The 24,319-nt window shown below is 67.5% G+C and carries 23 protein-coding genes; 11 read left to right on the plus strand and 12 right to left on the minus strand.

The window, feature by feature from the left end:
• Nucleotide 1 precedes the first annotated feature (1 nt).
• Nucleotides 2–1,030: a zinc-binding dehydrogenase gene (locus tag A5651_RS19515; protein WP_066984656.1), complete on the minus strand. Its 1,029-nt coding sequence runs from the start codon at nucleotides 1,028–1,030 to the stop codon at nucleotides 2–4.
• Between the two features lie 63 nt (nucleotides 1,031–1,093).
• Between A5651_RS19515 and A5651_RS19520 the strand changes: the two genes are divergently transcribed.
• Nucleotides 1,094–1,666 (plus strand): TetR/AcrR family transcriptional regulator, encoded by a 573-nt coding sequence (locus A5651_RS19520; RefSeq protein ID WP_066984659.1) that lies wholly within the window; start codon nucleotides 1,094–1,096, stop codon nucleotides 1,664–1,666.
• On the opposite strand, the gene nadC is transcribed toward A5651_RS19520, so the two are convergent.
• From nadC to nadA, 3 genes are read right to left on the minus strand one after another with little or no spacing between them, the layout of a single operon-like run.
• Complete coding sequence (nadC, locus tag A5651_RS19525; protein WP_066984662.1) at nucleotides 1,663–2,520, minus strand: carboxylating nicotinate-nucleotide diphosphorylase; 858 nt, start codon at nucleotides 2,518–2,520, stop codon at nucleotides 1,663–1,665. The two genes, A5651_RS19520 and nadC, sit on opposite strands and share 4 nt — an antisense overlap.
• Complete coding sequence (locus A5651_RS19530; protein WP_082943865.1) at nucleotides 2,520–4,043, minus strand: L-aspartate oxidase; 1,524 nt, start codon at nucleotides 4,041–4,043, stop codon at nucleotides 2,520–2,522. The genes nadC and A5651_RS19530 overlap by 1 nt, the downstream gene beginning before the upstream one ends.
• Nucleotides 4,043–5,062, minus strand: coding sequence for a quinolinate synthase NadA (nadA, locus tag A5651_RS19535; RefSeq protein WP_066984668.1), 1,020 nt, complete (start codon nucleotides 5,060–5,062; stop codon nucleotides 4,043–4,045). The genes A5651_RS19530 and nadA overlap by 1 nt, the downstream gene beginning before the upstream one ends.
• A gap of 46 nt (nucleotides 5,063–5,108) precedes the next feature.
• Between nadA and A5651_RS19540 the strand changes: the two genes are divergently transcribed.
• The 4 genes from A5651_RS19540 to A5651_RS19555 all read left to right on the plus strand — a co-directional run bounded on the left by A5651_RS19540 (nucleotide 5,109) and on the right by A5651_RS19555 (nucleotide 8,645).
• A complete protein-coding gene (locus A5651_RS19540) occupies nucleotides 5,109–5,801 on the plus strand; it encodes an NUDIX domain-containing protein (protein ID WP_066984671.1) in 693 nt (230 codons plus the stop codon).
• 66 nt (nucleotides 5,802–5,867) lie between these two features.
• Nucleotides 5,868–7,232 carry a lipase family protein gene (locus tag A5651_RS19545; protein WP_066984674.1) on the plus strand — a complete coding sequence of 455 codons (1,365 nt, stop codon included), beginning with the start codon at nucleotides 5,868–5,870 and terminating at the stop codon, nucleotides 7,230–7,232.
• Nucleotides 7,233–7,267: 35 nt separating this feature from the next.
• A complete protein-coding gene (locus tag A5651_RS19550; RefSeq protein WP_066984676.1) occupies nucleotides 7,268–8,086 on the plus strand; it encodes an AraC family transcriptional regulator in 819 nt (272 codons plus the stop codon).
• 133 nt (nucleotides 8,087–8,219) lie between these two features.
• Entirely contained in the window at nucleotides 8,220–8,645 is a 426-nt protein-coding gene (locus A5651_RS19555) for a VOC family protein (RefSeq protein WP_066984679.1), read from the plus strand.
• Here A5651_RS19555 and A5651_RS19560 read toward each other — a convergent pair.
• From A5651_RS19560 to bioB, 3 genes are read right to left on the minus strand one after another with little or no spacing between them, the layout of a single operon-like run.
• Complete coding sequence (locus tag A5651_RS19560) at nucleotides 8,588–9,220, minus strand: DUF2567 domain-containing protein (RefSeq protein ID WP_066984682.1); 633 nt, start codon at nucleotides 9,218–9,220, stop codon at nucleotides 8,588–8,590. The two genes, A5651_RS19555 and A5651_RS19560, sit on opposite strands and share 58 nt — an antisense overlap.
• Nucleotides 9,217–9,417, minus strand: coding sequence for a hypothetical protein (locus A5651_RS19565; RefSeq protein WP_066984685.1), 201 nt, complete (start codon nucleotides 9,415–9,417; stop codon nucleotides 9,217–9,219). Before A5651_RS19565 ends, A5651_RS19560 begins: the two co-directional genes overlap by 4 nt.
• A 14-nt stretch (nucleotides 9,418–9,431) precedes the next feature.
• Nucleotides 9,432–10,427: a biotin synthase BioB gene (gene bioB / locus A5651_RS19570; RefSeq protein WP_066984688.1), complete on the minus strand. Its 996-nt coding sequence runs from the start codon at nucleotides 10,425–10,427 to the stop codon at nucleotides 9,432–9,434.
• Between the two features lie 204 nt (nucleotides 10,428–10,631).
• Between bioB and A5651_RS19575 the strand changes: the two genes are divergently transcribed.
• Together A5651_RS19575 and A5651_RS19580 are read left to right on the plus strand one after the other, a co-directional pair.
• A complete protein-coding gene (locus A5651_RS19575; protein WP_066984690.1) occupies nucleotides 10,632–11,225 on the plus strand; it encodes a TetR family transcriptional regulator in 594 nt (197 codons plus the stop codon).
• 41 nt (nucleotides 11,226–11,266) lie between these two features.
• Nucleotides 11,267–11,605, plus strand: a complete 339-nt coding sequence (locus A5651_RS19580) for an MmcQ/YjbR family DNA-binding protein (protein WP_066984755.1) — start codon at nucleotides 11,267–11,269, stop codon at nucleotides 11,603–11,605.
• Here A5651_RS19580 and A5651_RS19585 read toward each other — a convergent pair.
• The 5 genes from A5651_RS19585 to A5651_RS19605 form a co-directional block, all read right to left on the minus strand.
• Complete coding sequence (locus tag A5651_RS19585; protein WP_066984693.1) at nucleotides 11,602–11,991, minus strand: hypothetical protein; 390 nt, start codon at nucleotides 11,989–11,991, stop codon at nucleotides 11,602–11,604. The two genes, A5651_RS19580 and A5651_RS19585, sit on opposite strands and share 4 nt — an antisense overlap.
• A gap of 77 nt (nucleotides 11,992–12,068) precedes the next feature.
• The gene (locus A5651_RS19590; protein WP_066984696.1) at nucleotides 12,069–12,575 is read right to left on the minus strand and encodes a 2'-5' RNA ligase family protein; all 507 of its coding nucleotides are present in this window, start codon (nucleotides 12,573–12,575) and stop codon (nucleotides 12,069–12,071) included.
• Nucleotide 12,576: 1 nt separating this feature from the next.
• Nucleotides 12,577–13,257, minus strand: a complete 681-nt coding sequence (gene bioD, locus A5651_RS19595) for a dethiobiotin synthase (RefSeq protein ID WP_066984699.1) — start codon at nucleotides 13,255–13,257, stop codon at nucleotides 12,577–12,579.
• Nucleotides 13,254–14,402: an 8-amino-7-oxononanoate synthase gene (locus A5651_RS19600; RefSeq protein ID WP_066984702.1), complete on the minus strand. Its 1,149-nt coding sequence runs from the start codon at nucleotides 14,400–14,402 to the stop codon at nucleotides 13,254–13,256. The genes bioD and A5651_RS19600 overlap by 4 nt, the downstream gene beginning before the upstream one ends.
• Nucleotides 14,403–14,461: 59 nt before the next feature.
• On the minus strand, nucleotides 14,462–15,757 hold the full coding sequence (locus A5651_RS19605) for an adenosylmethionine--8-amino-7-oxononanoate transaminase (RefSeq protein ID WP_066984705.1): 1,296 nt from the start codon (nucleotides 15,755–15,757) through the stop codon (nucleotides 14,462–14,464).
• Nucleotides 15,758–15,865: 108 nt separating this feature from the next.
• Here A5651_RS19605 and A5651_RS19610 point away from each other — a divergent pair, with 108 nt between their 5' ends.
• From A5651_RS19610 to treZ, 4 genes are read left to right on the plus strand one after another with little or no spacing between them, the layout of a single operon-like run.
• Nucleotides 15,866–18,028, plus strand: a complete 2,163-nt coding sequence (locus tag A5651_RS19610) for an acyltransferase family protein (RefSeq protein ID WP_066984707.1) — start codon at nucleotides 15,866–15,868, stop codon at nucleotides 18,026–18,028.
• 40 nt (nucleotides 18,029–18,068) lie between these two features.
• Nucleotides 18,069–20,207: a glycogen debranching protein GlgX gene (glgX, locus tag A5651_RS19615; protein ID WP_066984710.1), complete on the plus strand. Its 2,139-nt coding sequence runs from the start codon at nucleotides 18,069–18,071 to the stop codon at nucleotides 20,205–20,207.
• Between the two features lie 3 nt (nucleotides 20,208–20,210).
• Nucleotides 20,211–22,508 (plus strand): malto-oligosyltrehalose synthase, encoded by a 2,298-nt coding sequence (gene treY, locus A5651_RS19620; protein WP_066984713.1) that lies wholly within the window; start codon nucleotides 20,211–20,213, stop codon nucleotides 22,506–22,508.
• Nucleotides 22,501–24,240, plus strand: a complete 1,740-nt coding sequence (gene treZ, locus A5651_RS19625) for a malto-oligosyltrehalose trehalohydrolase (RefSeq protein WP_066984715.1) — start codon at nucleotides 22,501–22,503, stop codon at nucleotides 24,238–24,240. The genes treY and treZ overlap by 8 nt, the downstream gene beginning before the upstream one ends.
• Nucleotides 24,241–24,319 lie beyond the last annotated feature (79 nt).

Raw genomic sequence — 24,319 nt, forward strand, 5'->3', positions numbered from 1 at the left:
ACTAGATCCGGCTGAAGACCGTCTTCCCGGTCATCGCCGGCCAGGCCTCTGGCGCCTCATCCCACGGCACGATGCGCTGCACCGCTGGCGCTAGATCGCTTGTCGCAGTGAGCAATTGAACGATCTCGGGAATTGCGGCGCGGGCGTTGACCCGTCCGGTGACAAAGCGGACGCCACGGGTGTACATCGGCAGTAGCGGCATCTCGACGGTGTCCTGGAAGTAGACGCCCGTGTCGGTGCACACACCGTCGGGCCAGGTGGCGCGCAGCGTCGCGGCGAGCACCGCAGGGTTCGCGGTGGTGTGCACCGTCACCGGGTACGGATCCCACGACTTGTCCGGCGCCGGTCGCTCGTGGACGCGCGCACCGAGCTTTTCGGCGATGGCGAGCCGCTCGGCGTCGGTGTCGACGTAATCAACCTCGGCGCCGTATGCCACGCCGAACGCGGCGGCGTACAGGCCGATCGACAGCCGCCCGGCCACCAGCACCCGGCGGTCGGCCTCGTCGAGTGCCTCTAATTCCGTCCGATAGGGGCCGATCGTTCGCCAACCGTCGGGGATGTTGTCCGACAGCGAGGCGATCGCCACCGGGTCGACACCCGTGGGAACTGGAAGCAACATCGCATCGGCGAACGGGACCAGCACGAGATCGGACATGAACCCGCCGCCGTCCAGACCGGCCAGCGGGGCCATCCCGTACATCGCCATCAGAGGCAGCGACGAGCACGACCCCGTCGAGCCGCGGCGGCACGCACCGCATCGTCCGCAGTTGATCTGGAAAGGCACCACGACCCGGTCGCCGACGAGAACGGTCGTGACGGCGTCGCCAACGGCGACCACCTCAGCGATGCCCTCGTGGCCGACGGGGTGTCCAGGTGGCATGGGCAGGACGCCGCGGGCGACGCCGACGTCCAGATCGCAGCAGGCCACCAGCAGGGGCCGGACAAGGGCTTGTTGACCTGCGGCGATCGCGGGCTCTGCGGCGTCGCGCCAGGTGTACGTCCCGGCCTCTTCGAACATCAGCTGTCGCATCGACGGCCCTTCTTTAGTGGTCGTTCAAGTATTCTTGAGTGACCGTTCTAGTAAAGTCAAGGGGTGCCCCGCCCGGACCGAAGCCGCGACGCGTTGATCGACACCGCCGCGCTGCTGTTCCGCCGTCAGGGTTATGCGGCCACCGGGGTGAGCCAGATCCTGGAGACCGCCGGCGTCAAGGCCGGCTCGCTGTATCACCATTTCCCCAACGGAAAGCAGGAGCTCGCCGCCGCCGTCGTCGAGTCCGCGGGCGGCCAGATCTTGCGGCTGCTGCGTCAGTTTCTCGACAGCGGCTCGCCGGTCGCCGATATCGTCGACGCCTGGATTGACCTGCTGATCACGCAGCTGGACTCCGACGGGCGTGACGGCTGCCCGATCGAACCGATAGCCACCGAGTCGGTGAATGCCAGCCCGCAGGTGCGCGACGCCTCGGCTCGGGCGTTCGCCGGCTGGGTGGCAGCCATCGCCGAGCGTCTGAGCCAGGACGGCTGGCCGCATCACGATGCCCAGCAGACAGCGCTTGCTGTCATCGCGCTGATCGAGGGGGCGCTGATGCTGTCGCGCACGGCGGGCGACGCCGCCGCTCTGACGTCAGCCAAGGCGGCCGCGCGCACACTGCTGCGTCCGATGCGTTAGAGATCCAGGCCGATGTCGAGCACCCGCACCGAGTGGGTGAGCGCGCCGACGGCCAGATAGTCCACGCCGGTGCCCGCATATTCGGCGGCGGACTCCAGCGACAGCCCGCCTGAGGATTCGAGCTTGGTCTGGGGTGCGCGGGCGTCGCGACGCTGCACCGCAATCTGGGTCTGCCACACCGGAAAGTTATCCAGCAGAACGAGTTCCACGCTTTCGGCCAATACCTCGTCGAGCTGCTCGAGCGAATCGACCTCCACTTCGCACGGCAGGTCGGGTGCCGCCGAGCGGATCGCGCGCAACGCGGCCACGACCGAGCCCGCGGCGGCGACATGGTTGTCCTTGATCAGCGCCGCATCGCCGAGCCCCATCCGGTGGTTGACGCCACCACCGACCCGCACTGCGTACTTCTGCAGGGCGCGTAGCCCGGGCAGCGTCTTGCGGGTGTCGCGGATGTGCGCGGCGGTGCCCTCGACGGCCGCCACCCACGCCGCGGTGGTGGTGGCGATGCCCGACAGGTGGCAGACCAGGTTGAGCATGGTGCGCTCGGCGGTCAGCAGCCCCTGTGTCGGCGCCTCGACGACAACCACCACTCCCCCTGCATCGAGGCGAGCGCCATCGGTCACGCGTTCTTTCAACCGGTAAGCGTCCGGGCCGATCACCTCGTCGAGAACCATAAGGGCGATATCGACGCCGGCGATCACGCCCGGTTCCCGCGCCACCATCGCAGCCGTCGTTGTGGCATCGGCGGGCACCGTGGCCAGCGTGGTGACGTCGTGGCCGTAGCGCAGATCTTCCTCCAGCGCTCGTGCGATGACCCTGCGAGCCTCCGTCAGCTCGTCGGCGGTGAGTTCCATCAGCAGCAGGCCGCCGCGAATACCTGGCTGTGTGCGAACGCCGGGTCGGTGTCGGGGAAGTCGGAGCGGTGGTGGCAGCCGCGGGACTCGTTGCGGGCCAACGCCGCAGCTGTCACGGCGCGGGCGGTCATCGTCAGCGCCGCGTCCTCGATGCTGGCGCGGCAGTCGAGGTCGCGCGGATCGGCGGCCTCGAGTTCCCGTGTCAGCTGCGCAAGGCCGTCGGCGTCGCGCACCACCGAGGCGTAACGCGACATCGCCCGCTGTAACTTGGTGCGGGGCAACGCCATCCGTGTCTCAGCGGCAGGTAGCTCGGCGTGCGGTGCGTCGGCGTCGGCAGCGTGCTGCGCGGCGGCCCGGCCGGCACGCCCACCCACCACCAGCCCCTCGAGCAGGCTGTTGGACGCGAGCCGGTTGGCGCCATGCATGCCGGTGCGGGCCACCTCGCCCGCGGCGAACAGACCGGACAGTTCGGTGCGGCCGTGCACATCGGCGACGACACCCCCGCAGCTGTAGTGCGCTCCCGGCACCACCGGAATCGGTTGGCGCGTGGGATCGATGCCCGCCGCGTGGCATGCCGCCGTCACCGTCGGAAAACGCCGGTCGAAGTCGGCGATGGCTCGGGCGTCGAGGTATGCGCATGGGTCGCCGGTCTCCCGCAACCGCGAGTCGATCGCGCCGGCCACGACATCGCGGGGGGCCAGATCACCCATGGGATGAACGCCGGCGGTGATCGAACGGCCCTGACGGTCAACGAGAATGCCGCCTTCGCCGCGCACCGCCTCGGTGATCAGCGGACGGCGTCCACCCGCGTGGCCATCGAACAGCATCGTCGGGTGGAACTGGATGAACTCGATGTCGCTGATCGGCACCCCGGCCCACAGCGCCAATGCGACGCCGTCACCCGTCGAGCCGTCGGGATTCGTTGTGGCCGAATACAAATGACCCAGGCCGCCCGTAGCCAGCACAACCGATGGAGCGTGCACGATGCCCGGTCCGTCGTCGTTGAGCACCTGCACACCGGTGACCGCACCGTCGGCCTGCAGGATCTGCAGCGCGACGTGGTTACGGCGAATGTCCAACGTCGCGGCGGCGTGATCCAGCGTCCGCTGCACCTCGGCACCGGTGGTGTCACCGCCGGCATGGATGATGCGGCGGCGCGAGTGTCCACCCTCCCGCGTCAGCGACCAGCGTCCCGGCGAGGCCTCATCGAAACGCGCTCCGTCGTCGACCAATTCGCGCAGCGCGCGGTAGCCGTCGGACACGATCGAGCGCACCGCATCGGGGTCGCACAACCCCGCGCCGGCCGCGATCGTGTCAGCCACGTGAGCGTCGATCGAGTCGTCGGTGTCGGGCAGCACGACGGCGATGCCGCCCTGGGCGTAGAACGTCGCGGTGGTCCCCCCGAGCTCCCGAGCCTTGCTCAGTACCACCACTCTGCGCCCGCGCCGGTGCGCGGCCAGTGCGGCGACCAAGCCTGCGACGCCGGTACCGACGACCACGACGTCGGCCCGCTGCTGCCACATCATTCGCCGCCGCCGGGGGTACCGATCTCGATCATCCGCTGCACGCTCGCACGGGCGCGGGCGGCTGTCTCGGGGTCGACGTCGACCTCGTCGGCGCTCTCAGTCAGGCAGCGCAGCAGAGCGGCCGGGGTGATCATCTTCATGAACTTGCACGACGCGCGATCATTGACGGCCCGGAAGTCGACTTCTGGTGCAGCCCTGCGCAATTGATGCAGCATGCCGACCTCGGTGGCGACCAGGACCTGACGCGCGTGGGTCTTGCGAGCGGCGTCGAGCATGCCGCCAGTGGACAGGATCTTCACGCGGTCCTCGGGGAAGGCGCCTTCACCGGCGAGGTACAGCGCCGAGGTGGCGCAGCCGCATTCGGGATGCACGTACAGCTCGGCGCCGGGATGAGCCAACGCCTTGTCGGCCAGCTCATCGCCGTTGATGCCGGCATGCACGTGGCACTCACCGGCCCAGACGTGGATGTTCTTGCGGCCGGTCACCCGCCGCACATGGGCGCCGAGGAACTGGTCCGGACAGAACAGCACCTCGCGGTCCTCGGGGATGGAGGACACCACCTCCACGGCGTTCGACGACGTGCAGCAGATGTCGGTTTCGGCCTTCACCGCGGCGGTGGTGTTGACGTAGGACACGACGACGGCGCCGGGATATTCCGCCTTCCACGCCCGCAGCTCCTCGGCGGTGATCGAGTCGGCCAGCGAGCAGCCGGCGCGCTGGTCGGGTATCAGCACGGTCTTGTCGGGCGACAGGATCTTGGCGGTCTCGGCCATGAAGTGCACGCCGCAGAACACAATGGTGTCCTCGGGGGCGGCCGCAGCGATCCGGGACAACGCCAAGGAGTCGCCTACATGATCGGCAACGTCCTGGATGGCCGGGAGCTGGTAGTTGTGCGCCAGCAGGGTCGCACCACGCAGATCGGCGAGGCGACGCACCTCGGCGGCCCATTCCTCGTCGGCGTCGACACCCAAGTAGCCGGTCGGACTGTTCACAATCCGGTCGTCCAACACCGTCATGGCGATCTCCTCGCGGGGTTTAGGTTTTCGACTTACAATCGAAAACATGGTTCATACTAGCACCGAGCACGAGGTGCTGGCCGTCGTCTTCCAGGTCCGGCAGCTGAGCACTCGAAACCCGCAGCTCAGCGTTCTGCTATGGGAGCGGGCCAAGGAACCGCAGCGTGGCGCATGGGCCCTGCCCGGTGGACGGCTACGTCACGACGAGGACATGACCAGTTCAGTTCGCCGACAACTCGCCGAGAAGGTCGATCTTCGTGAGATTGCTCACCTGGAGCAGCTGGCCGTGTTTTCCGACCCCCACCGCGTGCCGGGCGACCGCACGATCGCCTCGACGTTTCTCGGTCTCGTGCCCTCCCCCGCCAAGCCCGCGTTGCCACCCGACACCCGCTGGCACCCGGTGAACGCGCTGCCGCCGATGGCGTTCGACCACGGACCGATGGTCGAACACGCCCGCACCCGCCTGGTTGCGAAGATGTCTTACACGAATATCGGATTCGCCTTAGCGCCAAAGGAATTCGCCTTGTCCACGCTGCGGGACATCTACGGCGCAACGCTCGGTCACCAGGTCGATGCCACCAACCTGCAGCGCGTGCTGGCACGCCGCGGTGTCATCACCCCGACCGGCACGACTGCCCGGTCGGGACGCAGCGGCGGGCGGCCCGCGGCCCTGTACCGGTTCACCGATTCCGCCTATCGGGTCACCGACGAGTTCGCCGCGTTGCGGCCGCCCGGATAGCCACGATTTGACCGCTCCGGCGTGGGTGACTGGATTCTTAACGTCTCCTTAAGTAAGAATGGCCGGATGGACTTCGGCAGCGCCGCCCCGGCTGGTTCCGCATCCGCCCCTCGCGTACACACCGGCGCCGAGTGGATCGGTTCGGTTCCTCATGAGGAGATCGTGGCGGGCGCGCGCCCGCTGCCGCCCCACAAGGACCCCTTCTACCAGCCGCCACAAGGCTTCGAGCACGCCGAGCCGGGCACGGTGCTGCGCAGCCGCGACGTCGAGCTGGCTTTTTTGGGACTGATCCCGCAGAAGTTCACCGCCACCCAGCTGCTGTACCGCACCACCGACATGAACGGCGAGCCGGAAGCGACCGTCACGACGGTCATTGCGCCGGCGGTACGCGCCGTCGGGCGGACCTGCCCGGTGCTGTCGTATCAGTGCGCCATCGACGCGGTGTCCTCGCGGTGCTTTCCGTCGTACTCTCTGCGCCGCAAGGCGACGGCCCCCGGCGCGCTGGCGCAGCTCGAGTTCCTGCTGATCGCCGCGGCGCTCGCCGAGGGCTGGGCGGTGTCGGTGCCCGACCACGAGGGTTCAAAGGGCGCGTGGGGCACACCCTATGAACCCGGCTACCGCATCCTCGACGGGCTACGCGCCGCGCTGAGCGCGGAGAAGCTCGCGCTGTCGGACGAGGCGCCGATCGGCTTGTGGGGCTACTCCGGCGGCGGGCTGGCCACCGCATGGGCCGCCGAGACGGCCGGCTCGTACGCCCCTGAGCTGAACATCGTCGGCGCCGTACTCGGATCGCCGGTCGCCGACCTCGGCCACGCGTTCCGCCGACTGAACGGCAGCATCTACTCGGGCCTGCCCGCAATGGTGGTGGCGGCCCTGTCGCACGCCTATCCCGGCCTGGACGAAGTGATCCAGGAGCATGCCACCGACACCGGCAAGGCCATGCTGCTGCGGATCGAGCGGATGACCACGGCGCATGCCGTGTTGCGGTGGGTCGGGATGGACATGGGCAAGCTGGTCGACCGGCCGTTGAACGAGATCCTCGACATGCCCGAGGTGCAAGAGGTCTTCGACAGCATCAAGCTGGGCACCGCAATTCCGACGCCGCCGGTGCTGCTGGTGCAGGCGGTGCACGACCGGATTGTCTCCGTCGACGACATCGACGAACTGGCCGAGGCGTACCTGTCCGGCGGCGCGTCGGTGACCTACCACCGCGACCTGTTTAGCGAGCACATTCTGCTGCACCCGATGTCGGCTCCGATGGCGCTGCGCTGGCTGACCGACCGGTTCGCCGGGAAGCCGCTCAGCGCGCACCTGGCCCGGACGAAGTGGCCGACGATGTTGAACCCGATTACCTACATGGGCATGGCGCGTCTGGTCCGGATCGCGGCGAAAGTCGCTACGGGGCGGAGGGTGGAACGCCGTCCGCTGTGACCGGCGCGGGTACGGTTGCTCTCTGAGGAGCTTGGATGCACCTGACTCGCTACCGCCCTGTTTCGCCGCTTGACGAGTACATCGAGTTCCTGTGGTGTCTGAGCGACGGACCGACCCACTCACGCGAGCGGATATTGCCTAGCGGCCGCACCGAGTTGGTGATCAACCTGGGTGCTGACCACGTCGATGTGCTGGGTCCGCACAAGTCGGTTCAGCGATGTGCCGGTGCCGTCGTCGCAGGGCCCTATACCCATTCCTTCGACATCGACGCCAGCAAGCATGCGGCCATGCTGGGAGTGCACTTCAAACCCGTTGGCGCGCAAGCATTACTGACAATCACGCCCGCCGAGCTGCGGGACTGCCACGTGGACCTCGACCGGCTGTGGGGCGCAGGGGTCGCCCGGATGCGGGCACGCGTGTGCGAAGCCACGACGCCTGCGGAGCGGTTTCGGCTCGTCGAATCCGCATTGCTAGCGAGGCTTCGTCCGGAACTCGCGCCCCGACCCGTCATCGCCCATTCGGTCAAAGCGCTACAGGCGGGCGCATGCCATCCGCCGATCGGCCAACTTGCCGACCGCGCCGGCATCAGCCATCGCCAGTTCATCAAAGACTTCACCACCACGGTCGGACTGACACCCAAGCTGTTCGGCCGCATACAACGGTTCTACCGAGCGGTCAGAGGGATCGACTCAGCTATCCAGCCCCGATGGGCACAATTCGCCGTGGAATGCGGATACGCCGACCGAGGCCACATGATTCGAGAATTTCAGTCCTTCTCGGGGTTGACCCCGGTCCAGCATCTGAGCCGCAAGCACCTCCCCACGAAGGACGATCACGTCGCGCTCGCGGCATAGGCGTCAACCGCTGAGTGGCCACTTGTTGGACGCTGCAAGCCGAAATGCGTGCAGTACGTGGCCCCTCGGCGATCAGCGAGCCCGGTCAATTTCGTTCAATACTGCGGCCGGCGTGCGGCGCACCCTTATATCCATGATCGAGTGCCGCGCAGGCGCAGTGCGTTATCAGGTCACCGACGTCGACCGGGCCGTGGAGTTCTACACCAGGCACTTCGGGTTTCGCGTCGTCATGCGGCCCGGCGCACCGTTCGCGAGCGTCGCCAAGGATGGCCTGACCCTATGGCTCAGCGGACCGGCTAGTTCGGGTGCCCGCCCCCTGGCTGATGGGACGGCCCAGAGGCCGGGCGGCTCGAACCGGGTAGTCCTCGAGGTGCAGGATCTGCAGTCCTGTGTCGACGAGCTACGCCGAGCAGGAGTCAACTTCCGCAACAACATCGAGACGGGCCCGGGCGGACGACAAGTACAGGCGGCCGACCCTGACGGCAATGCTGTGGAACTGTTTCAGCCGGCGGTCGGCGCGACACCTTCCACCGAAACCGGCGGTCGCAGCACCGGCTGATCCTCCGGCGGCCAGCCGCCGAGGTCGTCGCGGGACGTCGACGCGGCGGTTAGCGCGTAGACCAGCGCCGCCATTGCGGCCGGGAACAGGACCGACGCCGCGATCACCCAACCGCTGTGGGCGAAGAACACAGGCGGGGCCTCCGTCACGTAGACCACACGGTGCTCGGGCGAAATCGGTGCTCCTGCGATGTCGATGACGTCGTAGCGCGCCCGCACGATCAGCGCCCCGACCCCGGCGGCCGCACCGAAGGCAGCGGACGCACCCACAGCCAGCGCGGCGCACAGCACAGGCCCGCGATGGGGCCGCCACTGCCACGCCGCCACCGCGCTCACCACGGCCAGCGCCACCACCATGCCGACGAGCAGGAAGGCCGAGGTGAAGAAGTTGTCGGCTTCGCTGCCGAGCGCGGCGTGCACGCGGTCGCCGCTCTTGGTCAGCGCGATGACGCCGTGGATCGGCGGCGCCAACCACGCCCATATCGCACCGGTCAGAGCGCCGGCGAGGGTCAATCCTACGATCAGCGCACCGCCTGCACGCTGACGTGAAATCCGCGGCGGCACAACCTGATTCATCGTTGGTCAAGATCCTTCGAGTCCTGGGTGCCGTGCCGTGAGCAGGTGGCCGACCACCCGTCGGGCCGCACCTGCACCACCATCCGCCTACCGCACTCGGCGCAGAACCGCGGGGGTTCCAGGCCGAGCCGGGCCGCTGTCGGCACGGCGCCGCCTGCGGGCTCGCCAGTGTAGACGTTGAACTTGGCGATCCCCATCAGACAAACCACCGCTAGATCGTGGCGTTGAGCGCCTTGATCGGCATCTGCAGATCGTCGAGCAGTTCAAGATCCGACTCAGCGGGCCGTCCGAGCGTTGTGAGGTAGTTGCCGACGATGACAGCGTTGATGCCGCCGAGGATTCCCTGTTTGGCGCCCAGATCACCCAGCGTGATCTCACGTCCGCCCGCGAACCGCAGCATGGTGCGGGGAAGCGCCAGCCGGAACGCGGCGACGGCCTTGAGGGCCTCGGGGGCGGGCAGCACGTCGAGATCGCCGAACGGTGTGCCCGGGCGCGGGTTGAGGAAGTTCAGCGGAACCTCGTGCGGGTTCAGCTCGGCGAGGTTGGCGGCGAACTCGGCGCGTTGCTCCAGCGTCTCGCCCATGCCGAGGATGCCGCCGCAGCACACCTCCATCCCGGCGTCGCGGACCATTTCGAGCGTGCCCCAGCGCTCCTCCCAGGAGTGGGTGGTCACGACATTGGGGAAGAACGACCGCGCGGTCTCCAGGTTGTGGTTGTAGCGGTGCACGCCCATGTCTTTGAGGCGGTTCACCTGCTCCTGGTTGAGCATGCCCAGCGAGCAGGCGATCTGGATGTCGACCTCGTCGCGGATCGCCTCGATACCCGCGGCGACCTGCGCCAGCAGGCGCTCGTCGGGGCCGCGCACGGCCGCAACGATGCAGAACTCGGTGGCACCGGACTTGGCGGTCTGCTTGGCGGCCTCGACCAGGCTCGGGATGTCGAGCCAGGCGCTACGCACCGGCGAGGCGAAGAGCCCGGACTGCGAACAGAAATGGCAATCCTCGGGGCAGCCGCCCGTCTTGAGACTGATGATGCCCTCGACCTCGACCTCGGGGCCGCACCACCGCATCCGGACCTCGTGGGCCAGCGCGAGCAGTTCGTCGAGCCTGTCATCGGGCAATTGCAGAACGGCGAGCACCTGATCCTGCGTCAGGCCCTCGCCCCGTTCGAGCACCTGCTCGCGGGCCTCGGTCAGGATGTCGGTCACGCAACTCCTCCACAAAACTTGAGCACCCCGGCGGTGCCGGGGATTGAACGCCCCCGGCGGTGCCGGGGATTGAACGCCCCCGGCGGTGCCGGGGATTTGAACGCCCCCGGCGGTGCCGGGGACTTGAACGCCCCCGGCGGTGCCGGGGATTTGAACGCCCCGGCGGTGCCGGGAATTGAACAGCGTTCAGGTTATGGTAGCGAGGTGCAACTGCACAAACGCGACGTGGTCGAGGCGGCGACGGCGATCCTGGACGCCTACGGGATCGCCGACCTGACGATGCGCAGGCTGGGCCGCGAGCTGAACGTCTCTCCCGGCGCGCTGTACTGGCATTTCGCCAACAAACAGCAGCTTCTCGGCGCGATCGCCGACCGCATCCTCGAGCCGGTCGGTGAGGTTCCTGCCGAATGGCGCGACCGGGTCGCCGGCATCTGCGGGCGGTTGCGGGATGCGCTGCTGTCGCATACCGACGGCGCCGAGCTGGTCTCGGCGAGCTTCGCCGCGGGCCAGTCGGAGGCGATGACGCGGGTCGTTGCACACCTCGCCGACGCCGCCGCCGACGCCGGTGTCGCGCCTGCTCAAGCCGAGCTGGCCGCCCGCACCGTTGTCTACTACGTGCTCGGGTTCACCGTGGACGAGCAGTCCCGTCTGCAGTGGGACGCCGCGGGCGCCGAACTGCCCGACGAGCAATCGGTGCTCACCGACGATGCCAATGCGCGGTTTCGCTTCGGAGTCGACCTGCTCCTCAACGGCATCGCGGTCACACCGCTCAAGGTTTCGCAGACGAAGTTCGACTAACCATCTGCAAAACGTCGCACGAGGTGAGTACCGTGCGCGGTGTGATCACGGTCGACGACGTGCGACACATCACCGCGTCACTACCTAGGGCTTACGAGGTTGTGGTGCGCGATCAGATCAAGTTCCGAGTGGGACAAATCGTCTTCGTCGCGTTCTCCCGCGACGAGACCGTGATGGGCGTGGCCTTCCCCAAGGAGGAGCGCGCGGCGATGGTGGCCGCTGAACCCCACAAGTTCACGTTTCCACGGCCATCGGACATGCGGTACAACTGGATTCACGTCCGGCTCGACGCCATCGACCTCGAGGAAGTGCGCGAGCTTGTGATCGACGGCTGGCGAATGTGCGTGCCGAAAAGCGTTGCGGCGACGGTGGTTGACTAGAAGAACTTCGTCGTGTTTGCGACCGCACCGTTGTCACAGGAGACGGTGACGTTCCAGTTGCGGAACGCCGGCACCGCGGGCGCGATCACGACATCGGATGTGCCGTTGGCGGGCAACGAGAAGCTCCGGTTGACCAGTTCGGAGTTGTACGTGCACTGCGATGCGACCCCGCTGTGGTCGGTGACGTGGGCGGTCAGGGTTCCCAACCCCTGGTCCCAGGAAATCGATGGCGGCGCAGGGGGTTGCTGCTGATTCCCGTTGGCGCAGTAATCGCCCCACAGAATGGGGCAATCGGGAGCGGCGCTTGCGGAGGGCATCACCGCGAAGCCCACCGCACCAGCGGCAGTCGCGACGAGAAGCATTGTGGCTTTGACGTTTGTGGACATGGTCGACCTCCCAGAGCGCTGCCCTGCTCGGAGAGTACGGCGATCCCGTCCGACCGAAGCGAGTTCAGCAAAGATTGCTAAATCGGGTATTCGCGCTTGGTGTTGCCGTCCCAGCGACGCAGTCCCACGAAGCGGGCCTTGATCTCCGACGGCCGGCCCGCGATCCGCACCGCGCGGCCGAGTTGGTGCCCGTGCAGGCGGCGCGCCAACGTCGCGTGAGCGGTCCACTGTCCTGGCGCCGAGTTCGCCATCGGCCCGGGCTGCATGTGCGGCAACGCCAATCGGTAGACGTCCGCGTGAAGGGCCAGTAGGTCGGCCGTAGGGACGATCAGCCGCGTCAGGATCAACTGCGAGCGGCCGAACAACAGCGGCGCGCCAACCGCGCACGTGAGCGGGAACCGGTCGGACAGTGCAGAGAGGACGTCGTCGCCCTCAGGATCGACCCGTTCGGCCACCATCAGCGTCACGTGCGGACGGCTGGCCGGCGCCTGGCTCGGGATGCCCGCGTCGCGCAGCTCATCCCAGATGCGACGAATGGCCGCTTCGGTGTCGGGATCGAAGACCAGCTCGACGGAGTGGACCACGTCATTCCACCAACGACGCGACCCACAGCGGGTCGAAGGCCTGCGAGCTCATCGACTCGAACCGTTCCGCATCAAATCCGCCTGCGCCGTCGGGTAATACGGCGCGCAGCGGGGCCATCGTCGCGAGCACCTCACGGTTGCCCGATTCGATGACCCCGGCATCCGCCGGCCATGCCCCGATCACCAGGCCGGCGCACGACACATGATGGGCGGCAAGCGCTTCCAGCGTCAGTGCCACGTGGTTCAACGTGCCGAGCCCGGCCCTGCCGACGACCAGAACCGAGGCGCCGAAGTCGACGGCAAGGTCACGCAGCGTCGTTCCGCCGTCGCCGATTTCGACGAGCAGACCGCCTGCGCCTTCTACCAGGGTCAGACGATGCGCGCGATCCGCTGCGGCGACCATTGCGCCCAACGCGTCGCGCGTCGGCAACCGCGTGCCGGCCCGCTGCGCGGCCGCGGCGGGTGCCAGCGGCTCGGGCAGGCATGTTAGGCCGTGCAATTCAGTCACTCCGGCCAGCCGGCCGACCTCGGCGAGGTCGTCGTCGCCGTCGGCGGAACCGGTTTGCACCGGCTTGCACACTGCCACGTCGACGCCGGCCAGCCTCGCATGACATGCCAGCGCCGCGGTGGCCACTGTCTTGCCGACGCCGGTGTCGGTGCCGGTGACTACGAGAACGCTCACGAGCGAGCCGTCGAAAGCACTTCCGTGAGCACCGTGCGGGCCAGCGCCATCTCGTCGTGCGACAGCGACGCCCGCGCCGTGAGCCGCAGGCGCGATGTGCCCGCGGGCACCGTGGGCGGACGGAAGCAGCCCACGCGCACACCACGGTCGAGGCATGCGGTCGCGGCGGCGAGCGCCACCTCTGGCGCACCGAGGACGACGGACACCACCGCCGAGTCCGGCCGGTCGGGAACGTCGCACACTTCAGCCAGCTCAGCGGCATACCGCAGCACGTCGGCCGCCCGCCACGGCTCGGCGACCAGCACCCGGAGCGCGGCCCACGCTGCACCGACGGCCGCGGGCGCCAGGCCGGTGTCGAAGATGAACGGCCGCGCCGCATCGATGAGGTGATCGCGCACGGAGACGGGTCCGAGGACGGCGCCGCCCTGACTGCCCAGTGCCTTAGACATCGTCACGGTCATCACGATGTCCGGCGCACCGGCCAGCCCGACTTCCTCGAGCAGACCCCGCCCGCCGGTGCCCCGCACCCCAAGCCCGTGGGCCTCGTCGACGATCAGCAGCGCGCCGTGGCGCCGGCAGACGTCGTGAAGCTGTCGCAGCGGCGCGAGGTCACCGTCGGCGCTGAAAACCGAATCGGTGATCACCACCGCGCGGTGCTCGTCGCGCGACGCCAGCGCCCGCTCGACCGCGGCCACGTCGCCGTGGGGAGTCACCGCCACTCGTGCGCGCGACAGCCGACAGGCATCGACCAGCGACGCATGGGTGAGCGCGTCCGACACGAGCAGAGAGCCCGGTCCAGAGAGCGCGACCACCGCACCGAGGTTGGCGGTATAACCCGACGAGAACACCAGCGCAGACTCAACGCCGACGAAATCGGCGAGCGCGGCCTCGAAGCCTTCGTGCAATTCGGTATTTCCGGTGACGAGCCGGGAACCCGACGACCCTGCTCCCCACGTCCGCAGCGCGGCGACGCCGCCGTCGATCACCTCGGGATGCTGCGACAGGCCCAGGTAGTCGTTGGAGGCGAGGTCGAGTTCGGCGCCGACCGGTGGCCGGGCACGCAGCGATCGGCGCAGGCCGGCCGCGCGTCGTTGCCGCTCGACGTCGTCAAGCCAGGCCAGCGGAGACAGGCCTACGCGCGTCACGATGCTCCCCAAGGTGCCGACAGTTGAACACGTCAGCGGTGCCGACAGTTGAACACCGTTCAGGTTAGTGCACGGGCCACGGCCACCATCGCGGAGGTGATTTCCCCGATCTCCTGCGGCGTGCAAATGTAAGGCGGCATCGCATACACCAGGTTGCGGAACGGCCTTAGCCAGATGCCGTGCTCCATCGCCGCCGCGGTCGCGACCGGTACGTCCACAGGCTGCGCCATCTCGACGACGCCGATGGCGCCCAGCACCCGCACGTCTGCCACCTCGGCCAGCGACCGGGCCGGTTCGAGGCCCTGGCGCAGACCCGCCTCGATCCCCAGAACCGCTGCCCGCCAGTCCTGTCCGAGCAGGAGATCGACCGAGGCGACGGCGACCGCGCACGCCAGCGCGTTTGCCATGAACGTCGGGCCATGCATCAATGCACCCGGCTCGTGGTTGCTGATCGTGTGCGCGATGTGCGTCGTGCACAGCGTCGCGGCCAGCGTGATGTAACCGCCGGTGAGCGCTTTGCCGACGCACATGATGTCGGGACTGACGCCGGCATGCTCGGCGGCGAACAGCGCGCCCGTCCGGCCGAAACCCGTGGCGATCTCGTCGAAGATCAGCAGCACATCGTGGCGCGTGCAGATATCGCGCAGATCAGCCAGATACCGCGGGTCGTGGAACCGCATCCCGCCGGCGCCCTGCACGACGGGCTCGACGACGACCGCGGCGAGTTCGTCGGCGTGTTCGGCCAGTTGCGCCTCGAAGGCGGCGGTGTAGCCGGGGTCGTAATCGGTCGGCACCTGCGGGGCGAACACCTGACGCGCCAGGATGTCGGTCCACAGCGTGTGCATGCCGCCGTCGGGGTCGCAAACACTCATCGGGGTGAACGTGTCGCCGTGGTAGCCGCCGCGCCACGTCATCAGCCGGTGTTTGTTCGGTCGGCCGAGGCTGCGCCAGTACTGCAGCGCCATCTTCACTGCGACCTCCACCGAGACCGAGCCAGAGTCGCTGAAGAACACGGTGTCCAACCCGTCGGGCGTGATGTCCACCAGCAGCTGCGCCAGGCGGGCCGCCGGCTCGTGGGTGAGCCCCCCGAACATCACATGGTTCATTCGCGCCAACTGAGAGGCGATGGCGTAGTCCAGGGACGGGTGCCCGTGGCCGTGGATCGCGGTCCACCACGAGCTCATCGCGTCGAGCACCTCGACGCGCTCGCCGTCGGCGCCGAGCAACGTCAGCCGCGCTCCGCTGGCCCCCACCGCGATGACGGACGGCATCGCCTCCGCCCCGATCGTGCTGTACGGGTGCCAGATGTGGGCGGCGTCGATCGCGCTGATCTCAGCGGGCGTCAACGCGGGCATGGCAAACGAGCCTAACGCGTCTGCCGCAAACGGCCCTTTGCTGTTGCAAGTGAGCGCGACTGCGCGACGTGAGCCGCACAGCCAATTTCGGTAGATTGACCCGCGACCATGATGACCCTCGCCCCTCCCCGGCCAGCGGTGGTCCGCACGCGTGGGCCCGGTACCGGCCCGTCCGCGGCCGACCGCAGATCCGGTTTCTACCGCCACGATCTCGACGGTCTTCGCGGCATCGCCATCGGCCTTGTGGCGGTGTTTCACGTCTGGTTCGGCCGTGTCTCGGGTGGTGTGGACGTCTTCCTAGCGCTGTCCGGGTTCTTCTTCGGTGGACGCCTCCTGCGCGCGGCGTTGATTCCGGGCGCGTCGCTGTCTCCGGTGCCCGAGGTGAAAAGGCTCGTACGCCGACTGCTGCCGGCGCTGGTTGTGGTGCTTGCCGCAGCGGGTGTGCTGACCATCCTGGTGCAACCCGAAACGCGCTGGGAGACGTTTGCCGATCAGAGCCTGGCGAGCCTCGGCTACTACCAGAACTGGGAACTGGCCAACACTGTTGCGGACTACCTGCGGGCAGGTGAATCGGTCAGCCCGCTGCAACACATCTGGTCCATGTCGGTCCAGGGCCAGTTCTACATCGCGCTTCTGGCGTTGATCTTCCTGTTCGCGCTGGCGCTCCGCCGCCTTCTCGGCAGGTACATGCGGGTGTCTCTGGTGGTGCTGCTGAGCGCATTGACGCTCGCGTCGTTCGTCTACGCGATATCTGCCCATCAGGCCGATCAGGCGACCGCTTACTACTCGACTTTCGCCCGCGGATGGGAGCTGCTTCTGGGGGCGCTGGTCGGCGCGCTCGTCGGCTACATCCGCTGGCCGATGTGGTTGCGGAGGGCGGTGGCTCTCGTCGCGCTCGCGGCGATCTTGTCGTGCGGCGCACTGATCGACGGCGTCAAGGAGTTCCCCGGGCCGTGGACGCTGGTCCCGGTCGGCGCCACCATGTTGTTCATCCTCACCGGCGCCAACAGGCACGTCGACCCGCACACGGGCGGCAAGCTCCCCTTCCCGAACCGGCTGCTGGCGGCCAAGCCGTTCGTATGGCTGGGGTCGATTGCCTATTCGCTGTATCTGTGGCACTGGCCGCTGCTGATCTTCTGGCTCGTCTACGCCGATCGGCAACACGTCAGTTTCGGAGACGGCGCAGGCGTGCTGCTGGTATCGGTGCTGCTGGCCTACCTGACCACCAAGTATGTGGAGAACCCGCTGCGCTACCGGTCTGATGCCAGTCGGTCTGTGAAGGCCCCGCTGCGTGCCCGACTGCGCCGGCCCACGCTGGTGTTGGGCTCGGTGGTTGCCGCGCTCGGTGTCGCCCTGACCGTGACGTCGTTCAGCTGGCGCGAACACGTTTTCGTCCAGCGAGCCAACGCCTCGGAACTCGTCGGGCTTGACCCGCACGACTACCCCGGCGCCCACGTGCTCCTCGACAATGCCTCGGTCCCCGACGCGCCGATGCGGCCCACCGTGCTGGAAGCCAAGAAAGACCTGCCAGAGACCACCGAGGACGGTTGCATCAGCGACTTCGACACCGTCGAAGTCATCAGTTGCGCCTACGGCGACCAGGCCGCGACCCGCACGATCGCGTTGGCGGGCGGATCACACGCCGAGCACTGGATCACCGCGCTCGATCTGCTCGGCAAGCTGCACCACTTCAAGGTCACCACGTACCTGAAGATGGGCTGCCCGCTGACCACCGAGCAGGTGCCGCTGGTGATGGGCGACAACCGGCCCTATCCCAGGTGCCACACGTGGAACGAGGCGGTGATGGCGAGGATTGTCGCCGACCGGCCGGACTACGTGTTCACCACGTCCACCCGGCCGTGGAACATCCGGTCGGGCGACGTCATGCCGGGCACCTATGTCGGGATTTGGCAAGCCTTGTCGGACAACAACATTCCGATCCTGGCGATGCGCGACACGCCGTGGTTGGTGCGCGGGGGCAAGCCGTTCTTCGCAGCCGACTGCCTGGCCCGAGGCGGCAACGGCATCTCGTGCGGCATCAGGCGTTCGGACGTGTTGGCGAAGACGAACCCGACGCTGTCGTGGGTGAACCAGTTCCCGTTGCTCAAACCGCTGGACATGAGCGATGCCGTCTGCCGGAAGGATGTATGCCGCGCCGTCGAGGGAAACGTCCTGCTGTATCACGACTCTCACCACATCTCGAAGACGTACATGCGCACCATGGCCGACGAACTCGGCCGTCAGATCGGCGTCGCTACCCACTGGTGGTGACTACCGCGCGTCGGATCCTGGGCGCCGATAAAGTCGAAAGATGTCCTCGATGACGGTGTGGCCCGGAACCCCGTATCCGCTCGGCGCCACCTATGACGGAGCGGGCACCAACTTCTCGCTGTTCTCCGAAGTTGCCGACAAGGTGGAGCTGTGCCTGATCGCCAAGGACGGCAGCGAGGAGCGCATCAACCTCGACGAGGTCGACGGCTACGTCTGGCACGCCTACCTTCCGACGGTCACGCCCGGGCAGCGCTACGGCTTCCGCGTGCACGGCCCGTGGGATCCGGCGGCGGGGCACCGGTGCGATGCGAGCAAGCTGCTGCTGGATCCCTACGGCAAGTCGTTTCACGGTGACTTCGACTTCACCCAGGCGCTGTTCTCCTACGACCTCGAGGCAGCGAAAATGGACCCGGCCGCCACCGGGGTTCCGCCAGGTCTCGATTCGCTTGGCCACACCATGACCAGTGTCGTGATCAACCCGTACTTCGACTGGGCGTCGGATCGCGCGCCCCGCACGCCGTATCACGAGACGGTGATCTACGAGGCCCACGTCAAGGGCCTTACCCAGGCGCACCCGGCGATCTCCGAGGAGCAGCGCGGCACTTACGCTGGGCTGGCGCATCCGGCCATCATCGAGCACCTCAAGTCGCTCAACGTCACCGCGATCGAGCTGATGCCGGTGCACCAGTTCATGCACGACCACCGGCTGCTCGACCTCGGGTTGCGAAATTACTGGGGCTACAACACTTTTGGGTTCTTCGCCCCGCACCATCAGTACGCCTTCAGCCGACATGCCGGTGGGGCGGTCGCCGAGTTCAAGACCATGGTGCGCACGTTCCATGAGGCGGGCATCGAGGTGATCCTCGACGTGGTCTACAACCACACCGCCGAAGGCAACCATTTGGGGCCGACAATCAACTTCCGCGGTATCGACAACGCCGCGTATTACCGCCTGCTCGACGGTGACTTGAGGTTGTACAAGGACTTCACCGGAACCGGCAACAGCCTCAACGCCCGCCACCCGCACACGCTGCAGCTGATCATGGACTCACTGCGCTACTGGGTGCTCGAAATGCACGTCGACGGGTTCCGCTTCGACCTGGCCGCCACGCTGGCCCGCGAGTTCTACGACGTCGATCGGCTGAGCGCCTTCTTCGACCTCGTTCAGCAGGATCCCGTCGTCAGCCAGGTGAAGCTGATCGCCGAGCCGTGGGACATCGGCGAAGGCGGATACCAGGTGGGCAACTTCCCAGGTTTGTGGACCGAGTGGAATGGGAAGTATCGCGACACTGTGCGCGATTACTGGCGGGGAGAGCCCGCGACCCTCGGCGAATTCGCCTCGCGGCTGACCGGTTCGTCGGACCTCTATGAAGCCACCGGACGGCGCCCCAGCGCGAGCATCAACTTCGTCACCTGCCACGACGGGTTCACGCTGAACGACTTGGTGTCCTACAACCAGAAACACAACGAGGCCAACGGCGAAGACAACCGCGACGGTGAGAGCCACAACCGGTCGTGGAACTGCGGGGTCGAAGGGCCGACGGACGATCCGGACATCCTTGCGCTGCGCGCCAAGCAAATGCGCAACATCATGGGCACGCTGATGCTGTCGCAGGGCACGCCGATGCTGTCGCATGGCGACGAGATCGGGCGCACCCAGAAGGGCAACAACAACGTCTACTGCCAGGACTCCGAGCTGAGCTGGATGGACTGGTCACTGTGCGAAACCAACGCCGACCAGTTGGCGTTCACGCGCAAGGTGACTGCGCTGCGCAAACGCCACCCGGTATTCCGTCGTCGACGGTTCTTTGAGGGAAAGCCGATCCGCAGCGGCGACCAGGTTCGCGACATCGCCTGGCTGACGCCGGCGGGCGCCGAGATGACGCCAGAGGACTGGGGGTCCGGCCTCGACAAGTGCGTTGCGGTGTTCCTCAACGGCGATGCCATCCCGGCGCCCAACGAACGCGGGGAGCGCGTGGTCGACGACTCGTTCCTGTTGTGTTTCAACGCCCACGATCAGGAGCAGGATTTTGTTGCGCCGCAAGGTGGTTACGCCATGGAATGGACCGCCTACCTCGACACGGCCAACCCGCAGGGCGACACCGATTTCGTCGTGGCTGCGGGCGAGAAGATCTCTTTGCAACCGCGGTCGCTTCTCGTGCTACGTAAGACCGGCTGACGCATGACATCTCGCGTGCTGTCGACGTATCGGCTCCAGATGCGCGGCGCTGCCAGTGGACATGCGTTCACGTTCGCCGACGCCGAGGAACTTCTGCCCTACCTCGTCGAACTGGGCATCTCGCATCTGTATTTGTCACCGATCCTGACGGCGGTGGTCGGCTCGGCCCACGGCTACGACGTCACCGACCCCACGACCGTCTCGGCCGAGTTGGGCGGCGCAGACGGGCTGGCCCGGCTGTCGGCGGCGGCGCGATCGCACGGCCTCGGGCTGATCGTCGACATCGTCCCCAACCACCTCGGTGTCGACCAGCCGGCACAGAACAACTGGTGGTGGGACGTCCTGAAGCACGGCCGGGACTCCGCATACGCCTCGTTTTTCGATATCGACTGGGATCTGGCCGACGGCCGAATCGTGTTGCCGGTCTTGGGTTCCGACGATGATGTGGACGACCTCACGGTCGACGGGGACGTGCTGCGGCTCGGTGACCTCACCTACCCCATCGCGCCGGGCACCGGTTCCGGCACCGGGCCGCAGGTGCACGACCGCCAGCACTACCGCCTGATCGGCTGGCGCAACGGGGTGTGCGGCTACCGCCGGTTCTTCTCGATCACCTCGCTGGCCGGTCTGCGCCAAGAGGACCGCGCCGTCTTCGACGCCACCCACGTCGAGGTGAAACGCTGGTTCGACGAAGGGCTCGTCGACGGCGTCCGCATCGACCATCCGGACGGTTTGTCCGATCCGGCCGGCTACCTGACGTGGCTCGGGGAAATCACCGGGCCGCACGCGTGGATCGTTGTGGAGAAGATCCTCGCGGTCGACGAGCCGCTCGACCCCAGTCTGCCCGTAGCGGGCACCACGGGGTACGACGCGCTGCGCGAGGCCGGCGGCGTGTTCATCGATCCGGCGGGCGTGGGCCCGCTGACCGACCTCGTCGACTCGACCGGCTCCGATTACGGCGACATGCCGCGGCTGGCCCGCGAACTCAAGGTCCGCGCGGTCACCGACACGCTGGGCAGCGAGCTGGCCCGGTTGTGCCGAACCATCAACGCCGCAACCGATTACACGCATCCGCAGCTGCCCGAAGCCGTGGCCGAACTGCTCAGCCACGTGGGTGTGTACCGCTCGGATTACCGGAGCCTGTCCGCCGTGCTTCCGACCGCGCTGGCCGAAACGGCCTCCGCTCGCCCTGAGCTGACCGAGCCGCTGGCGATCGTCGCGGCCGCGGTCGGACGTGACCGCGCCACGTCGGTGCGGCTGCAGCAGCTGTGCGGCGCAGCGACGGCGAAGTCGATGGAAGACTGCCTCTTCTACCGTGATCCGCGGTTGGTGTCGCTCAACGAAGTCGGCGGTGAACCGCACCGCTTCGGGGTGACCATCGCCGAATTCCATCACCGCGCCGCGGTGCGTGCCGCCCTGTGGCCCCTCGCGATGACGGCGTTGAGCACCCACGACACCAAGCGCGGCGAGGATGTTCGTGCGCGGATCGGTGTGCTGTCCCAGGTGCCGTCGCTGTGGGCGGAGTTCGTCCGCGCCTGGGAACAGCGCAACCCCGCCCCCGACCCGGTCACCGGACTGTTCCTGTGGCAGAACATCTTCGGGGTGTGGCCAGTCGACGGTGTGGTCACCGACGAGCTGCGTGGGCGACTGCACGCGTACACCGAGAAGGCGATCCGCGAAGCGGCGGTACACACCACGTGGAACGACCCCGACGCCGATTTCGAGCCCAAGATCCACAGCTGGATCGACGAGCTGATCGACGGGCCGTTGGCCGTCGAGCTGACAAAACTGCTGGGCCGCCTCGACGAGCACGCCCGCAGCGACGGCCTGGGCCAGAAGCTCATCCAGCTGACCGCACCCGGTGTGCCGGACGTGTATCAAGGCACCGAGCTCTGGGACGACAGCCTGGTGGATCCCGACAACCGCCGACCGGTCGACTTCGCCGCACGACGGGAAGCGCTGTCGGCGCAGCGCCACCCAAAGATGCGCGTCGTCACCGCCGCCCTGCGGTTGCGCCGCGAGAAGCCCAATGTGTTCGCCGACGGCAACTACACACCGGTCCTGGCCGAGGGATCCGCCGCCGGCCACGTCGTCGCGTTCGTCCGCGGCGCCGATGTGCTGACTGCGGCCACGCGCCATTCGGTGCTGCTGGCGGAAAGCGGCTGGGGCGATACCGTTTTGCGCCTGCCGGAAGGGACGTGGAAGAGCCGTCTCGGGCCAGGACAGTTCAGCGGCGCGGTCTCTCCCGGCGAGCTGTTCAGCGACCTGCCGGTGGCACTATTGGAGCGCGTCGGTGACTGAATTCGCCGTGTGGGCGCCGCTACCGGCTCGGGTGCAGCTCGACGTCGACGGCACCCTGTACCCGATGACCCGGTCGGACGACGGGTGGTGGCGCACGGACATCCCCGATTCCCAAGTCCAGTTCGACGCCCGGTACGGGTTCGTGCTCGACGATGACCCGACAGTGCTGCCCGACCCACGGTCGGCGCGGCAACCCGACGGCGTGCACGAACGCTCGCAGCTGTGGCGACCCGCGCCTGACGCGTGGACCGACGCCGACTGGCAGGGCCGTTCCATCGAGGGCCGCGCGATCTACGAGCTGCACATCGGCACCTTCACCCCGGCCGGCACGTTCGACTCGGCGATCGAAAAGTTGGACTACCTTGTCGATCTCGGGGTCGATTTCGTCGAACTCATGCCGGTCAATGCGTTCGGTGGCACGCACGGCTGGGGCTATGACGGCGTGCTGTGGTACGCCGTGCACGAACCGTACGGCGGACCCGACGGTCTGGTGCGGCTGATCGACGCCTGCCACCGCCGAGGGCTCGGAGTGCTGATCGACGCCGTGTTCAACCATCTCGGCCCGTCTGGCAACTACCTGCCGAAGTTCGGACCCTACCTGTCGACGGGCAGCAACCCGTGGGGCGAGTCGATCAATATCGCCGACTCCGCCGCCGATGAGGTGCGGCGCTACATCATCGATTGCGCGCTGCGCTGGATGCGCGAATTCCACGCCGACGGGCTGCGCCTCGACGCCGTACATGCGCTGGTCGACACCACCGCGATCCACATCCTCGAGGAGCTCGCGACCGAAACCGACCGGCTGTCAGCAGAATTGGGCCGACCGCTGTCACTGATTGCCGAGAGTGACAAGAACGACCCCCGCCTGATCACGCCCCGTGACCGCGGCGGTTACGGGATCACGGCGCAATGGGACGACGACATCCACCACGCCATCCACGCCGCGGTATCGGGCGAACGCCAGGGCTACTACGGCGACTTCGGTTCGATCGAAACCCTGGCGCAGACCCTCAAGCAAGGGTATTTCCACGCGGGCACCTTCTCGTCGTTCCGGCAGCGGCGACACGGCCGCCCGCTGGACACCGCGACGATCCCGGCCACTCGGCTGCTTGCCTACACCCTCACCCACGACCAGGTCGGCAACCGCGCCGTCGGCGACCGCCCGTCGCAGAACCTCACGTTCGGCCAACTCGCTGTCAAGGCAGCGCTTGCTCTCGGATCACCGTATACGGCAATGCTTTTCATGGGCGAGGAATGGGGCTCGTCAAGCCCGTTCCAGTTCTTCAGCTCGCATCCCGAGCCGGAGTTGGCCAGGGCCACCGCAGAGGGTCGCAAGCGGGAGTTCGCCGAGCACGGCTGGGACGCCGACGAGATTCCCGACCCGCAGGATCCCGAGACATTCCTGCGGTCGAAGCTGAAGTGGGACGAGATCGATGACGGCGAACACGGTCGGCTGCGGCGCGTGTACCAAGGGCTTCTTGCGCTGCGGCGGACCGAACCTGACATGGCCGATCACTGGTTGGGTCACCTGCAGGTGGAGTTCGACGAGGAGCAGCGCTGGATCGTCATGCACCGGGGTTCGCTGGCCATCGCCTGCAACCTCAATGCCCACGAGGTCACGGTTCCGGTAGCCGGTGAACTCGTATTAGCTTGGGGCGAACCGACGCTCGACGGCGCCGCCACCCGTCTCGGCGGGCATTCTTTCGCGGTTCTGCGAACGGTCAAGCCGTAGTCCACAGCAGGATAGCGCCTGTGGATAGCCGCGTGGCGCGGAAAACCGCGGCTGCTGATGATGCACGCATGCCTGCACG

Origin of the sequence: Mycobacterium sp. 1274761.0 (genome assembly GCF_001668615.1) — a bacterium.
Lineage (GTDB): Bacteria > Actinomycetota > Actinomycetes > Mycobacteriales > Mycobacteriaceae > Mycobacterium.